Consider the following 13,893-nt stretch of genomic DNA (forward strand, 5'->3'; position numbering starts at 1 on the left):
CGACATGACCCCCGACACGAGTTACGTGTATGACGCGCATGCGTACCGCAGTTTCTTCGAGCACGAGTTCACCTATCTGAACGGCTTCCGCCGCAACGTCGCCCGCTACGGCGGCGAGGTGGCGATGATCGACCCCTCCACCGATCGGCAGTGGACGTACGCCGAACTCGGTTCGGCGGTGGACGAACTCGCGGCCGGCCTCGTCGATCGCGGGGTGACCGACGGCGTGGTCGTGGGTTATCAGTTGCTCAACGGCCCGGAGTTCGCCCAGCTGTATCTGGCGACGCAGGCGGCCGGAGCGGTCGGGTCGCCGGTGAACTTCCGGCTCGCGGCCGGTGAGACGGCCGTCATCCTCGACCTCAGCCGGCCGAAGGTCTACGTCTACGACACCAGTCTCAGCGCCACGGTCGACGAGGCCATCTCGCTTGCCGGGCACACTCCCGAAGTACTGGTGGGCGTCGGAGAGGGCGACCTCGCCGCCGGGTCGATCCGCTTCGCCGACCTCCCCGTCGCCCGCGGTGTGCCGCCGACGGTGTCGCGCGGCGTCTTCGACGAGACCACTCGGCTCTACACCTCGGGTACGACCGGCATGCCCAAGGCGGTGCCGATGAACTCGGCCATCGAGATCTTCTCGGCGCACGACGTGATCATGCACTTCCCGCTGTCCCCGGACGACCGGACACTGAACATGACGCCGTGGTTCCATCGCGGCGGACTCTACTGCGCCGGTCCCAATCCGTCGTTCTACCTCGGTTCCACAGTCGTCCCGATGCGCACCTTCGATCCCGAGCTGACCCTCGACTGGGTGGAGAGATATCGATTGACCTTTCTCATCGGTGCGCCGACCAACCTGGCGATGCTTGCCGGCGCGCAGTCGGCGAACCCGCGCGACCTCTCCAGTCTGCGCGGAATCGTCACGATGGGGGCACCGCTCGAACGCGAGGCGGCACTGCGTTACCAGCAGGTGCTCACCCCGCGGATCTTCAACGGCTACGGCAGCACCGAGGGATTCTGGAACACCTTTCTGCGACCCGACGATCTCCCCGAGCACGCCGGAACCGCCGGACGTGCGTGCATCGACGACGACGTCCGCGTGGTCCGGGTCCACGACGACGGACATCTGGCGAGCCCGGACGAGGTCGTCGCACACGATGGTGCGGAAGTCGGTGAGGTCATCATCCGGTCGCCGAAATGCGCGGCCGCCTACTACGACTCCCCCCAGCAGGAGAAGGCCAAGTACAACGGCAGCTGGCTGCACATCGGTGATCTGGCCACCTGGGACGCCGATGAGTTCGTCACCATCGTCGGTCGTAAGGACGACATGCTGCTGTCCGGCGGCGAGAACGTCCACCCGGTTCAGGTCGAGGAGGCACTGAACGGCCATCCGGGCGTGGTCGACTCGCTCGTGGTCGGTGTCCCGGACGAACAGTGGGGAAGTCTCGTCGTCGCCTACGTCGTGCCCGCCGACGGGGCGGCCCCGACGCCGGAGGACCTCGACGCCTACTGTCGCTCGCACCCGATGCTGTCGAGCTTCAAACGTCCTCGCGCGTACCGCATCGTGGAGTCGCTCCCCGTCTCGGCGACCGGGAAGAAGTTGCACTACAAGGCCACCGAATCCGCCGCGCGCGAGATGGCCGACGGCGCGTTCCGCGCACCGGCCCCCGACCGCGTCCACGGCTGACTCACCCCGAACGGAGGAATCGATGTCCTCACTCACGCACGACCTCGAACACAAGCACTTTCGCGAGACGGTCAGACGCTTTGTGGCCGAACAGATCACCCCCGTGCACACCGCCTGGGAGAACGCCGGGCAATGGGATCGCGACCTCTTCGTCGAGGCGGGCAAGAACGGACTCCTGGGCTTCCCCGTGCCCGAGCGGTTCGGTGGTCCCGGCGTCGACGACTTCCGGTACAACGCCATCCTGATCGACGAGGTGGCGCGCACCGGTGCCGCCGCCGAGGCCATCGCCTTCTCGTTGCAGAACGATGTCGTACTGCCATACCTCACGGAGCTGACGACCGACGAGCAGAGGGCTCGCTGGTTGCCGGGGGTCGTCGGCGGCGACACCGTGCTGGGTATCGCGATGACCGAACCCGGTGCGGGCAGCGACCTGACCGGTATCCGCACCTCGGCGGTCCGCGACGGCGACCACTACGTGGTCAACGGGGCGAAGACCTTCATCTCCAACGGGCGCAACGGTGACCTCTTCGTCGTCGCCACCCGGACGGGTCCCGAGAAGCACAGGGGCCTCACGCTTCTCGTCGTCGACGCGGACACGCCCGGGTTCGTCCGGGGCCGCCGACTCGACAAGATCGGACTGCACGCGCAGGACACCGGTGAGCTGTCCTTCGAGGACATGCGCGTCCCGGCGGCCAACCGTCTCGGCGGGGAGGGCGAAGGCTTCTATCAGCTCGTCCGCAACCTCCCGCAGGAGCGGTTGTCACTGGCCATCGGTGCTGTTGCGGCTGCGGAGGGCACTTTCGCGCGCACCCTGGAGTACGTGCAGGAGCGCACGGCATTCGGGTCGCCGATCTCGTCGTTCCAGAACACACAGTTCGTCGCCGCCGAACTGGCGACCGAACTCGACATCGCCCGCACGTTCCTCGACGACTGCATCGCCGAACACGTCGCCGGCCGGTTGACGCCGGCCCGCGCCGCGAAACTCAAATGGTGGGCCACCGAGCTGCAGGTACGCACCGCCGACCGATGCCTGCAACTGCACGGCGGCTACGGCTACATGCGTGAGTATCCGGTGTCGCGGGCGTTCGTCGACGCCCGCATCCAGACCATCTACGGCGGCACCACCGAGATCATGAAGACGATCGTCGCCAAGGACCTCGGGCTGTAGGACTTGTACAGTGACTCCAGCGCTGATTCGTCGAGGCGGTCGTGGGCCGGTCTCGATGAACACAGGCACGAACGGATCAGAAGGAAGTAGGTGGGATGGCGAAATCTGCGACGGCGAGGTCGTCGGCCGACCTGGCCGTCGAGGAAGCGGTGCGCGCGGTGCGTGTCTCCACCCGCCGCCGGCAGCTGCTCGACGCCGCCGTGAAGGTCATGCAGCGCACCGGTTTTCACCAGATGTCGATGCAGGCACTCGCCGAGGAGGCCCAGGTCAGCGTCGGCCTGTTCTACAAGTACTTCGGTGGCAAGGAAGAGATCCTGCTGGCCGCGATCGTCGACATCCTCGAGGCCTTCCGCGATCAGCTCCAGCCCGCCATGGACCGCGCCGGTGACGATCCCGTCGAGCAGTTGATCGCGGGCTTCCGTCAGTACGCCACCATCGTCGACGAGAACCGTGACGCCGTCGTGCTGACGTATCGGGAGAGCCGGACGCTCGACGCCGCTGGACGGGAGCGGATCAAGGAACTCGAGGTCGAGACCTCCGAACCGATGCGGGCGGCGGTCACCGCCGGGACGGCAGCCGGACTCATCGTCGACGTCGACGCCGACCTCGTGGTCTTCGACCTGATGATGCTCGCCCATGGATGGGCGCTCAAGCACTGGCATTTCGCGCCCGGGTACGACCTGGACCGGTACGTGTCGGCCCAGCTTCGGTTCGCCTTGCAGTCCCTCGTCCTCGAGGACGCCCTACCGACGTATCTCGCCCGGCTCTGAGGTCGCCCCTGCCCGTGCCGGGGAGGTGAGTGCCCGCGCATAGCTGCCCATCGCGCGACCCGCGGCGAGGATCGGATCGGTGGAGCGCTGGGTCCGGGCGACGATGAACGCGCCCTCGAGTGCCGAGACCACCGCGTACATCAGCGAGCGGGCATCCGCGCCGGTCAGTCCGCGCGCGGCGAAGAGCGCGGTGCCGGCGTCGATCCACGCGGACATGACCTCGTCGGCGACCTCTCGGAGGGCGGGTTCGGCATCGGCGACCTCGCCGGCGACGGTCCCGACGGGGCACATGTTCAGCCAGCCACCCTGCTCGATGGTTTCCGCCGCGGCGACGAACGCCGCCTCGATTCCCTCCGCGGGGTCGTCGTACGGCGCGAGGAGCAAGCCGATCAACTCACCGTAGGCGGCGCCGGATTGCCGGAGAGCGGCGGCCGCGACGTCGCGCTTACCACCGCCGAAGTGGTGATAGATCGACCCGATGGGGGCGTCGGCCGTCTCGACGACCTGTTTGATCCCGGTCGCCGCATAGCCCTGCCTGCGGAGGAGCTCGGCCATCGCCACCACGATGCGTTCGTCGGTCTTCACCCTGGCCATTCTAGAGCAGATATTCTAGAGTGATCGTTCTAGAGGCCGGTTTCGGTCTCCCGGCCGACGTGAGGAGCGCGTGACATGACCCAGCTCAACCAGATGGGAAGCCCGCAGGCGGGTGCCGTCAAGAGAATCGAGACGCCGGCCGGGACGGTGGAGTACGCGGAGGACGGTGCGGGTCCGCCGGTGGTCCTCCTGCACGGCCTGCTCATGGACCACACGGTGTGGGACGACGTGATCCCGTTGTTGCCGAGCGGTTTCCGTTACATCCGGCCGGTGCTCCAGCTCGGGTCTCACCGGGTTCCGCTGCACGAGGACGCGGATCTCTCGATGGACGGGATGGTGGGTCTCGTCGCCGATGTCCTCGACGCCCTCGACCTGCGCGACGTGACCCTCGTCCATTCCGATTGGGGCGGTTCACTGTTCTTGACCGCCCTCGGTCGGGACGAGCGTGTCGCCCGGATGGTGATCCTGCCGTGTGAGGCGTTCGAGAACTTTCCGCCGGGACTTCCCGGCAAGATGGCAACGCTGGCCGTGCGCCTGCCCGGGGGCATCACCCTCGCCGCACGTCAACTGCGGATCGGGTGGCTGCGACGACTGCCCATTCTCTGGGGCTGGATGATCAACAAGCCCGTCGACAACGAGCGGATGCGTCGGTGGACCGACCCCGTCCTCACCGACCCGCGCATCCGGCGGGACGTCACCAAATACGCGACCACATCTTTCGATCCCGCCGAGCTCGTTCGAAAGACGGAGGCGCTCAGGGAGTTCGACGGGGATGTGCTCGTGCTGTGGTCGCCCGACAACCGGGTGATGCCGCCGGCGCACGGCCCTCGGCTCGCCGAGCTGGCGCCGCGTGGCCGCTATGCCGAGATCCCCGGTGCGGCGGTGCTGTCCATGCTCGACGAGCCGGAAGCCGTCGCCCGCGAGATCGGCGCGTTTCTCACCGCGACCGCGTCCCGCGGATAGTCATGTCGACCGCGAGGGTCAGGAACCTTCGATCTTGAAGCCCACCTTCAGGGTGACCTGGAAGTGTGCGATCCGGCCGTCCTCGATGTGTCCGCGGGTCTCGGTCACCTCGAACCAGTCGAGATGATTGACCGTCTGCGACGCACGCGAGATCGCGTTCCGGATGGCGTCGTCGGTGCCGGTCGCGGCTGAACCGACCACCTCGATGACTCGATACACGTTGTCGGACAACGATTCTCCCTCCGTCGGCGCCGGTCCGGCCATGGATGACCGGACCGCCTCATGGGTGACCTCGTTTCTGTCTACCCCTAAGATGCGGGGAATGAACATCGAATCGGCAAACCGTGATCCCGGCGCGCGGTGTCCGTGTCTGTCCGGCTTGCCGTTCGATGAATGCTGCGGGACCATCCTCGCCGGTGAGCGCGACGCGCCGACCGCCGAGGCGCTGATGAGATCGCGCTTCACCGCTTTCGCCCTCGGTGATCGAGATCACCTGCTGCGCAGCTGGCACCCCGACACCCGTCCCGGCGATCTCGAACTCGACGATGCGATGCGGTGGTACCGCCTCGACATCGAATCGACGAACGGCGGATCGCCGTTCGACACCGAGGGCGAGGTCACCTTCACCGCGTACTACAAGACCGGCTCGGAGCGTGGCACGCTGCACGAACGCAGTCGCTTCACCCGACACGACGGGCGCTGGGTCTACCTCGACGGTGTCGTCGGCTGACTCAGGAGTCCACGTAATCCCAGAACTGGAGCCAGGTGACGTTCGCGAAGATCGCCAGGCATCCGACGTAGACCAGCAGGATCACCCCGGCGCCGGCGAGATTGCTGCGGAGGCTGTTGCCGTCCACCGGATCCAGCCAGCGGCGGAACGGTTTCGCCGCCCACGGCATGAGCCACCACTGCATCAATCCGACGCTCACGACCTGACTCAGCCACAACGCCAGCCACGGCTGGGCCCCGATGCGGTCGAGAACCGGCCCGAGGAAACGGGACAGGACCATCACCGTCGGGTAGAGCACCAGCAGGACCATCATCGCCGACTTCCAGTTCGGCGTCTGGCGGATACGGCCGTGGTCGTTCCGCACGGTGGTGCCGAACGCGGTGGTGCTCGACATCGTCTCGAAGTCGTGGGTCAGACTCGAACGCAGTCCGGAGAGGGCGGCGCCGCGTTCGCGAGACGACACCCACGCCGAGAGTTGCCGGTCGGTACGGAACCGCAGTACCGACAACGCCGTTTCGCGGTCCTCGTCGACGAACAGTGACGTGCCCTCGTAGCCGCTGAATTCTCTTGCGGCGCCGGTCAGGTCGCGTTGCGCGTCGATGAATGCGCCGACCTTGCCCGACACGATGTCGTGGCGGAAGGCGCCGACGCCGGGCGGGGGCGGTACGCCGTCGACCAGTTCGAGCATCGGCGCCGATGCCAACCAACCGTGAACACGCCCGTCCCGCAGGATCTCGGCCCGCCGGGGGCTGTCGACCCAGCGGTCGCAGGCCTCCTCGTCGACGAAGGTCGCGGCCACCGCCGGTTCGAAACGGCCATCCGCGACGGTCGAGACACGCGCGCTCAGGCAGCCCTCGCTGTCGGCCGCCGACGCGGCGAGCAGTGCGGCCCAGTCGGCGAACCCGGTCTGCGAGACGGGGTGGAACACCGACACGGTCGTGATCACGGCATCAGAGGGAAACTCGCCGGCCCTGCACATGGACCTCGGCGATGGAGGACTCACGCAGCCCCATGAGAAGCCCGAACAGTGTCTGGTCGCGGGCGAGGTCGTCGTCCTCGGCGCGGACCGCGTTCTCGAGCACTCCCTTGAGCGCGTCAGCCGGTTCGATGACGAGGAAGTCGGCTTCCTTGCCCTCGTCGAAGTTGCCGAAACGGTTCTCCATGTCGAGCGCGCGGGCGCCACCGAGGGTTCCGATGAACAGCATCTCGGCGGGATGCATCGACACCCCCGCGTCTCCTGGTTCGGTGATGTGCTGCTTGAACGCATCGCCGAGCACCCGCGGGATGAGCCATTCGTCGCCGCCGCCGAAATCGGTTCCCGCCGAGATGTTCACCCCGGCGGCGACGGTGCGCTTCCACGGCATGGTTCCGGAACCCAGGAACAGCTGCGAGACGGGGCAGTGCGAGATCGAGGTGCCGGTCCCCGCCATCCGGGCCAGTTCACCGTCCTGGCAGTGCACACTGTGGGCCAGGATCGTTCGTGGACCCAGAAGGCTCTTGCCCCCGACCTGGGAACCCGGAAGGAACTTGCCGTCGTAGGTGTCCAGGTACGAATCGACCTGGTAGACCTCCTTGGTGGTGTCGATCTCGCCCGTGCCCGGACGGTTGTTCTCGTTGAGGTGCGAGTGGACGTAGACGCCCTGATCGCGGTACTCGTCGTAGAGTTCGCCGAGATTGCGCAACGTCTCGGTGGTCACCGACAACGAGAATCGCGGGATGATCGCGACATGCAGCAGAGCGGTGCGGAAGTCGCCGGTGTCGGCAGCGTGCCACTTCTCGATCTCCGCCCGCGTCAGGCGGATCGCCTCCTCTTCGGAGGTGAGAAGGGGTTTGGCCGTGTCGCCGCCGACGGTTTGGATACCGCGACCGGCCACGATGCGCAGACCCGCCTTGCGGGTCTCGGTGAACAGTGAATCCTGCGCGTGGGGAAAGGCCGAACCGAACACCATCATCGCCGTGGTGCCGGCGGCGACGCGGCGTCTGGTGAACTCGACCGCCGCGGCCTGGGCGAACTCGGGATCGGCGAACTTCGATTCGGAGGGGAAGATGCAGAGGTTCAACCATTCGAGAAGCTGTCCGCCGCCGTAGGAGTCACCCGCATAGGTCTGTGGGAAGTGGATGTGGGTGTCGACGAAGCCGGGGATCAGGTACCCGCCGGGATGATCGTGCTTCTCGGCCGACGCGAATTCGGTCGGTAGCCCGGACCGTTCGCCCGCGTACTTGATCTTCCCGTCATCCCCGACCACGAGCGCGCCGTCGGGGATCGACACCAGGGCGTCGACGGCCTCGGTGATCTTCGGACTTCCGGCCAGGTGGAAGATGTGGCCGTGATGGACGTGGTCGGTCATCGGTGCTCCTCGGATCGTGGGATGGGGTCGGGGGACAGCGGGCGGTCACCGAGGTGGGTCTCCAGCCGTGGCCCCGTCGTCCGTCGGCATGGTCCCGGCCCGATCACGGCAACGACCAGAACTCGACGGTGACGAGATAGAAGACGGCCACCCAGGCCGCGTTCAGGGCGACGATGAACAATCCGCCCTTCACGTCGGTGTGTGGTTGCGGGGCCTTGGTTTTCGGTCGCAGCCACCAACCGAGGACCCTGTTCACGTAGTACGGCATCGTCAGATAGCTCATCGCGAAGCTGGACAACAGGTTTCCGATCAGCATGCCCAGCCACAGGGGCATGCCCAGCGGAGCGGTCACCAGCGTCAGGAACACGACGGTCGGGTAGAGGCCCACCCACACCGCGACCGAGGTCTTGAAGTTGGACGGGGGCGGGGCGTCGGGGGCGCCGTGGGAGAACCAGTTGCCGAACGAGTGGTCGATCGTCTGCAAGGTGAACTCGCCGAACTCCGCCGCCTCCGCGAGCAGGGCACGTCGTTCCGACGACGTCAGCCACGCCTCGAGATGCTCGGCGGTGTCGAAGCGATACGACACCGTCCACTCGTCCTGCACCCCCTCGATGGGGCGGAACAGTTCGGAGCCGCGGAAGCCCGCGAAACGATGCTCGGCGTCGTCCACCCGTTTCTGCCAGGCGAGGAAATCGTCGACCTTGGCGTCGGCGACATGGTGGGTGATCACGACCGTGACCAGTGTGTCGGGTTCCTTGGCGTCGTGGGCGAGGACCTGTGCGGTGGCCGGGCCGTCCATGAGATCCGCGCCGGCGCGCACGTGTTCGAGACGGACACTGCTGTTCAGCCAGTCCTGGAGATGGCTGACGGAGTCGACGCCGTAGATGGTGAGCCATTCCGCATGGGTGTCCGTCGGAGGCCGCAACTCGACGCCGAGGAAGCCCGGAAAGCTCGCGGCGGCAGCAGAGATCGCCGTATGCCAGGTGCGAAACGATTCGTCCGCACCGGCGCGGACGCGCTGGCCGAAGATCAGCGTGGCGGCGCCGTCCGGGCCCCCGATAGGTCGGCTCGTGTCCGGATGGGAGGTCTCGTTGGTCATGGGCTACTCCGGCGGTCGGTACTCGTGGGCGCGCTAGAGGGGATGGACGCCCAGAACGCGGGCAGGGTCGACGCGATCGCGTAGTTCACGTAGGCGAGTGAGGTTCTCGCCGTAGGCAAGTGCGGTCTCGTGATCGGTCTCGTCGAAACCCGGCCGGACCTCGACGCCGTACACACCCAGGGTGTCCTCGGCGAGGACATCCAGAATGTACCGGGCCCAGCCGGTGCAGGAATCCTCATCCGAGTGGATTCCGGTGTCCGGGTCGTCGGACCAGATCGCGTTCAGCGGCACATTCCATTCGGCGCGACGCCCCCAGAATGCCGTGGCGCCCTCGGCGACATCGGCGAGCGCGCCGCCCGTGTGCTGGAAGTCGATGCGGCACGCCCGCGTCGGGGCGATGCCGATCCCCTCGGCGAGTTCGTCGGCGACGCCGGAGCGCAGTGTGGGGCCGAGGAAGACCGACTTGCCGTAGAAGTGCCCGTGATCGTCGACGGCTTGGGGGTCGGGCGGACTGATCGGCGGCGGATCGGCGCCATCCGGTCCGGGCAGTGCGAACTCGGGTAGTCCGTCAAGGTACCGGCCGACGGTCGTCGACCGGAAACGAGGCGGATGCGACGAGCCGTCGACGACCGCGTCGGTTGCCTCGCGCGCTTCGGCCAGATCCGCCGGCCGCGTACTGCGGCAGGCCGTGTACACGAGCATCGCCGGGTCACCGGTCGATCCGGGATACCCCAGGACAGCGCCCATGGTCGTATGCCGCGGAAGTGTCGGAGCAGTGTCGAAATAGGCTGGAAGAGCGTCGAGTTCGACCACCGCGCGGTCGACGTGGACCGGCCCCTGTTCGTGTGTCCGGATCACCGCGCGGGTGACCACGCCGAACGACGGGGCGCACCCCCGGACCGCCCACCAGAGGTCGGCGTCGACGCCGCCGCTGTCCTCGGAGAGTCGGACCACCTCGCCGTCGGGCAGGACCAGTTCGACCTCGACGAGATGATCCAGCGTCAGTCCGGTGCTCCGCGTGAGATACCCGACGCCCCCGCGGGTCACGAGGCCGAAACCGGCGAGGCCGACTATTCCCACCGGGATGACGCGGCCCTCCGCCGCCAGTGCATCGAGGACAGAGCCGACCGTGGCGCCGCCCTCCACCTCGACGTGTGCGCCACGAGGTCGAACACTCGTGAGATGTACGGACAGGTCGAGGAGGACGGCGGCGTCGTCGACGGAGGTGGAACTCAGGCCGCCCCCGCGGACGGTGACGGTGCCGCCGTGGGCCGTGACCGTGCGCATCGTCATGGCCACGTCCGAGGTGTCCCGTGGATGAACCACGCAGGGCGGATGGCGCCGAGAGGCATCGGGAAAGAAGATGCGTCCCAACGAGTCCCGGTAGCCGACTGAACCGGGAAGATGGATCCGGCCGGGTAGGGCGACCTCGAGATGTGCGGTCATACCGCGATCGAGCGTTGTCATCGGCCGTCCCGGTCATTCGAGGTCGTCAGCGACGTTGGACGGCGTCAGTATGACCACGCACCCGCAACGCGCGCGCAGAAAGCCGTCGAAGTCGTCCCGTTTTCGTTGAACAGACCACAGGGTGGGTGACCTCCGGGAGCGTCCCGGGCGAAACCGCAACGGTGTCCACGTGCGGACCGGTTCACGTAGCGGCGTGCCGCGCGATCCAGTCGACGAGCGGGGTCGTCGCGCGCCAGTCCTTGCGGACCCGGTCGACGAGTGCCGGGGTGTGGATGACCTCGTCGAAGCCGTAGTCACGGCCGGCGAAGAGCGACTTGTGACGCAGAAGGTCGATGCGCGGATGATCGACGTCGTAGCCGCGTGGAGCGGTCTTCAACCGGTCGCCGCCGATCTCCCATCCGGCACGGGTGAGCCTACGGACGAGTTTCTCCAGTTCGGGCCCGTGCCGGTCATGGTCGATGGCCTTGCGCAACTCGGCGAGACGAGCCGGGGCGGCTTCGTAGAACCCGGCCCCGACGCGGACACCGGGAGCGCCGATCTGGATGTAGTAGCCGGTGGCCGGAGCCACCGCGATGAAGGCGCCCTGGTGCGTCTTGTACGGCGACTTGTCCTTGGAGAACCGCACGTCGCGATGGGGGCGGAACAGCTTGGCGGTGCCGAACTCGTCGGCGAGCTCCTCGGCGAGCGCCGACATCGGTTCCGCGACCGCCGTGCGATACGTCTCTTTGTGCTGCTCCCAGAAGAACTTCGAGTTGTCGATCTCGAGATCGTCGTAGAAGTCGAGGGCGGCTTCGGGGAATCCGTCGAAGCTCATGACATCACCATGCCGGAACTCGTCATCCGACGCTCCGTCCGAATCCGACGACGCCGCCGTCGGACCTCCAGTCCAGATCGTGTACCCGGATCTTGCGCATCTCGTTGCCCCCGACCGTGGTCGCCTCGTCACCGTCGACCCCGACCACGATATTGGTGTGCTGGCCGAGCGCCGACGACCGGTCGTAGATCACGACGTCGCCCACGCGGGGCGTGTAGTCGCCGGCGGGTTCGAAGCGCCCGGTGTCCTGGAAGTATTCCTGCAGGGTGAACACTCCGGGGATTCGCCAGTGCCCCGAGTGGGGGTTGGCGAACGGGGTCCCGGCTTCGCGCATGATCCAGCTGACGAAGTTCGCGCACCACGGCTCGTCGACGCCTTCGGAATAGAACGTGCCCGGCCGCTGTGCAGCGTGCTCGGCACGGAGCAACTCCACGATCCGGTGCTGTGCCGGTGACAGCTGAGAGGCGTCCACCTGGGGGAATTCCGCGGTGTCCCACGGAAGCCACCGCTCGGGGACGGTGCGCCATGCGACGAGACCGGCGCCCAGTAGCAGGACCACGGCAAGGGCGGCGGCCACCGCGAACGGCCGGCGTCGTCGACGTCGGGTGGGCCGTTCGTCGAGGTCGTGCGCGGCTTCGGGTGTCACCTCGACAAGTGTAGGGACCGCTCCGAGGTGCGGGTGCCATGGCGACCGGCGTGTGTTGGCAGAATGACGGGCTGACGGGGGGACTGACAACGACAACGGGTGACGAGAACGAGGCAGAGGACAACATGGCGGACGAGTCGGGACACGAACCGATCCTGCGTGCGGGTGACACCTGTCGGGAGATCGCCACCGCCGACCGCGTCGCCTGCATCGTCGACGCGGCGGACTACTTTCTGCACGCCAAGTCGGCACTGCTCCAGGCACGACGCCGGGTCATCCTGATCGGCTGGGACGTCGACACCCGGATCAGCCTCGATCCGCGGTCATCCGACCACGAGATCCCCGACCGGCTCGGCGACTTCCTCGAATGGCTCATCGAGAACCGGCCGGGCCTCGAGATCTACGTGCTGCGCTGGAGCACGGGTGCGTTCACCGGGATGCTTCGCGGGGTGGCGCCGCCGTTCGTCCAGGACCTCCTCACGGGGCGTCGTCTGCACTACCGGATCGATGCCGCGCATCCGGTGTCGGCCGCACACCATCAGAAGATCGCGGTCATCGACGACCAGTTCGCGTTCTGCGGCGGCATCGACATGACCGTGGACCGTTGGGACACCTCGGAACATCTGTCGCACAACGATTTCCGTCGCGACCCCGACGGTGAACCGCATGGTCCGTGGCACGACGTGACCGTCGCACTGGACGGGGATGCCGCACGCGTCGTCGCGAGTGTCGCCGTCGACCGGTGGGAGGCGGCGACCGGTGAGCGTCTGGCGCCCCTCGTCGACACCGAGGGCCCCGACATCTGGCCGAAGGGTCTCGACGTGACGTTCGCGGACTGCGAGGTCGGGGTCGCCCGGACCATCCCTCATTACAACGACCGTCCGGAGATCGACGAGATCCGCCGGTTGTACCGGGCGGCCTTCGCCGCCGCCCGCAGCACGATCTACGTCGAGAGCCAGTATCTGGCCGCCCGCGAGATCGCGGAGGCCCTGGCCGAGCGACTCGCCGAACCCGACGGTCCGGAGATCGTCGTGGTCCTCCCACGCAACGCCGACAGCCCGGTGGAACGACTGGCCATGGACGGCGCACGCCACAAGCTGCTCCGGATGCTGTGGCGTGCCGACGTCCACGATCGGTTCCGTGCCTACTATCCGGTGACCTCGGAGGGTGACGAGATCTACGTGCACGCCAAGGTGCTCGTGGTCGACGACGTCCTGCTGCGCATCGGCTCGTCGAATCTCAACAACCGGTCGCTGGGCTTCGACAGTGAATGCGACGTGGCCATCGAGGCACGCCGCGACGACCCCGACGACGCGGGACTTCGCGAGACCATCACGTCGATGCGTACCCGGCTGCTGTCGGAACATCTCGGCATCGACGCCGAGGTCTTCGACGACGCCGTGCGCGAGAAGGAGTCGCTGATCGGGGCGATCGAGTCGCTGGCCACCCCGGGCCGGACGCTCGAACTGTTCGACCGCGAGGTGATCGACGACGAGGCATCGATCATCGCCGAGAACGAACTCGTCGACCCGGAGGGTGCGCGCACTCCGCTGGTCGAGCGGATCTACCGCGGGGTGATCCGGCGCGGGGTCGGGAAACGACTGCCGCGCTGA

Annotated in this window: 14 protein-coding genes; 6 read left to right on the forward strand and 8 right to left on the reverse strand. The window is 67.3% G+C overall.

The genetic code is table 11. From position 1 onward, the window contains the following. Window positions 1-4 precede the first annotated feature (4 nt). From GOAMI_RS17160 to GOAMI_RS17170, 3 genes are all read left to right on the forward strand, one after another. Entirely contained in the window at window positions 5-1,681 is a 1,677-nt protein-coding gene (locus GOAMI_RS17160; RefSeq protein ID WP_006437828.1) for a class I adenylate-forming enzyme family protein, read from the forward strand. 22 nt (window positions 1,682-1,703) lie between these two features. After that, window positions 1,704-2,849, forward strand: coding sequence for an acyl-CoA dehydrogenase family protein (locus tag GOAMI_RS17165; protein ID WP_006437829.1), 1,146 nt, complete (start codon window positions 1,704-1,706; stop codon window positions 2,847-2,849). 95 nt (window positions 2,850-2,944) lie between these two features. Further along, window positions 2,945-3,619, forward strand: a complete 675-nt coding sequence (locus GOAMI_RS17170; RefSeq protein ID WP_006437830.1) for a TetR/AcrR family transcriptional regulator — start codon at window positions 2,945-2,947, stop codon at window positions 3,617-3,619. Here the strand turns inward: GOAMI_RS17170 and GOAMI_RS17175 are convergent. Then, window positions 3,593-4,213, reverse strand: coding sequence for a TetR/AcrR family transcriptional regulator (locus tag GOAMI_RS17175; protein ID WP_040004938.1), 621 nt, complete (start codon window positions 4,211-4,213; stop codon window positions 3,593-3,595). The genes GOAMI_RS17170 and GOAMI_RS17175 overlap by 27 nt on opposite strands. Window positions 4,214-4,288: 75 nt before the next feature. Here GOAMI_RS17175 and GOAMI_RS17180 point away from each other — a divergent pair, with 75 nt between their 5' ends. After that, window positions 4,289-5,176 (forward strand): alpha/beta fold hydrolase, encoded by an 888-nt coding sequence (locus GOAMI_RS17180; RefSeq protein ID WP_006437832.1) that lies wholly within the window; start codon window positions 4,289-4,291, stop codon window positions 5,174-5,176. Window positions 5,177-5,194: 18 nt separating this feature from the next. Here GOAMI_RS17180 and GOAMI_RS17185 read toward each other — a convergent pair whose 3' ends face one another. After that, complete coding sequence (locus GOAMI_RS17185; protein WP_006437833.1) at window positions 5,195-5,407, reverse strand: dodecin; 213 nt, start codon at window positions 5,405-5,407, stop codon at window positions 5,195-5,197. A 91-nt stretch (window positions 5,408-5,498) separates the two neighbouring features. On the opposite strand from GOAMI_RS17185, the gene GOAMI_RS17190 reads away from it, so the two are divergent. Further along, the gene (locus tag GOAMI_RS17190; protein ID WP_040004939.1) at window positions 5,499-5,906 is read left to right on the forward strand and encodes a YchJ family protein; all 408 of its coding nucleotides are present in this window, start codon (window positions 5,499-5,501) and stop codon (window positions 5,904-5,906) included. A gap of 1 nt (window position 5,907) precedes the next feature. On the opposite strand, the gene GOAMI_RS17195 is transcribed toward GOAMI_RS17190, so the two are convergent. The 6 genes from GOAMI_RS17195 to GOAMI_RS17220 all read right to left on the reverse strand — a co-directional run bounded on the left by GOAMI_RS17195 (window position 5,908) and on the right by GOAMI_RS17220 (window position 12,280). Beyond that, the gene (locus tag GOAMI_RS17195) at window positions 5,908-6,852 is read right to left on the reverse strand and encodes a putative antibiotic biosynthesis monooxygenase (protein ID WP_006437835.1); all 945 of its coding nucleotides are present in this window, start codon (window positions 6,850-6,852) and stop codon (window positions 5,908-5,910) included. Between the two features lie 4 nt (window positions 6,853-6,856). Beyond that, a complete protein-coding gene (locus GOAMI_RS17200; RefSeq protein ID WP_006437836.1) occupies window positions 6,857-8,254 on the reverse strand; it encodes an amidohydrolase family protein in 1,398 nt (465 codons plus the stop codon). A 103-nt stretch (window positions 8,255-8,357) separates the two neighbouring features. Then, the gene (locus GOAMI_RS17205) at window positions 8,358-9,353 is read right to left on the reverse strand and encodes an antibiotic biosynthesis monooxygenase (protein ID WP_006437837.1); all 996 of its coding nucleotides are present in this window, start codon (window positions 9,351-9,353) and stop codon (window positions 8,358-8,360) included. Window positions 9,354-9,386: 33 nt separating this feature from the next. Further along, window positions 9,387-10,820 (reverse strand): FAD-binding oxidoreductase, encoded by a 1,434-nt coding sequence (locus GOAMI_RS17210; RefSeq protein ID WP_006437838.1) that lies wholly within the window; start codon window positions 10,818-10,820, stop codon window positions 9,387-9,389. 181 nt (window positions 10,821-11,001) lie between these two features. Then, window positions 11,002-11,634, reverse strand: coding sequence for a DUF2461 domain-containing protein (locus tag GOAMI_RS17215; protein WP_006437839.1), 633 nt, complete (start codon window positions 11,632-11,634; stop codon window positions 11,002-11,004). A 22-nt stretch (window positions 11,635-11,656) separates the two neighbouring features. Continuing rightward, the gene (locus GOAMI_RS17220; RefSeq protein ID WP_006437840.1) at window positions 11,657-12,280 is read right to left on the reverse strand and encodes a CHAP domain-containing protein; all 624 of its coding nucleotides are present in this window, start codon (window positions 12,278-12,280) and stop codon (window positions 11,657-11,659) included. Between the two features lie 125 nt (window positions 12,281-12,405). Between GOAMI_RS17220 and GOAMI_RS17225 the strand changes: the two genes are divergently transcribed. After that, entirely contained in the window at window positions 12,406-13,893 is a 1,488-nt protein-coding gene (locus GOAMI_RS17225; protein WP_006437841.1) for a phospholipase D-like domain-containing protein, read from the forward strand.

The sequence above is a fragment of the Gordonia amicalis NBRC 100051 = JCM 11271 genome (assembly GCF_000332995.1).
Lineage (GTDB): Bacteria > Actinomycetota > Actinomycetes > Mycobacteriales > Mycobacteriaceae > Gordonia > Gordonia amicalis.

Excerpts from the sequence above, each read along its gene's own strand:
- GOAMI_RS17160 (WP_006437828.1), top strand. The coding sequence starts at position 5 with ATGACCCCCGACACGAGTTACGTGTATGACGCGCATGCGTACCGCAGT.
- GOAMI_RS17165 (WP_006437829.1), top strand. The coding sequence starts at position 1,704 with ATGTCCTCACTCACGCACGACCTCGAACACAAGCACTTTCGCGAGACG.
- GOAMI_RS17170 (WP_006437830.1), top strand. The coding sequence starts at position 2,945 with ATGGCGAAATCTGCGACGGCGAGGTCGTCGGCCGACCTGGCCGTCGAG.
- GOAMI_RS17175 (WP_040004938.1), bottom strand. The coding sequence starts at position 4,213 with ATGGCCAGGGTGAAGACCGACGAACGCATCGTGGTGGCGATGGCCGAG.
- GOAMI_RS17180 (WP_006437832.1), top strand. The coding sequence starts at position 4,289 with ATGACCCAGCTCAACCAGATGGGAAGCCCGCAGGCGGGTGCCGTCAAG.
- GOAMI_RS17190 (WP_040004939.1), top strand. The coding sequence starts at position 5,499 with ATGAACATCGAATCGGCAAACCGTGATCCCGGCGCGCGGTGTCCGTGT.
- GOAMI_RS17200 (WP_006437836.1), bottom strand. The coding sequence starts at position 8,254 with ATGACCGACCACGTCCATCACGGCCACATCTTCCACCTGGCCGGAAGT.
- GOAMI_RS17205 (WP_006437837.1), bottom strand. The coding sequence starts at position 9,353 with ATGACCAACGAGACCTCCCATCCGGACACGAGCCGACCTATCGGGGGC.
- GOAMI_RS17210 (WP_006437838.1), bottom strand. The coding sequence starts at position 10,820 with ATGACAACGCTCGATCGCGGTATGACCGCACATCTCGAGGTCGCCCTA.
- GOAMI_RS17215 (WP_006437839.1), bottom strand. The coding sequence starts at position 11,634 with ATGAGCTTCGACGGATTCCCCGAAGCCGCCCTCGACTTCTACGACGAT.
- GOAMI_RS17225 (WP_006437841.1), top strand. The coding sequence starts at position 12,406 with ATGGCGGACGAGTCGGGACACGAACCGATCCTGCGTGCGGGTGACACC.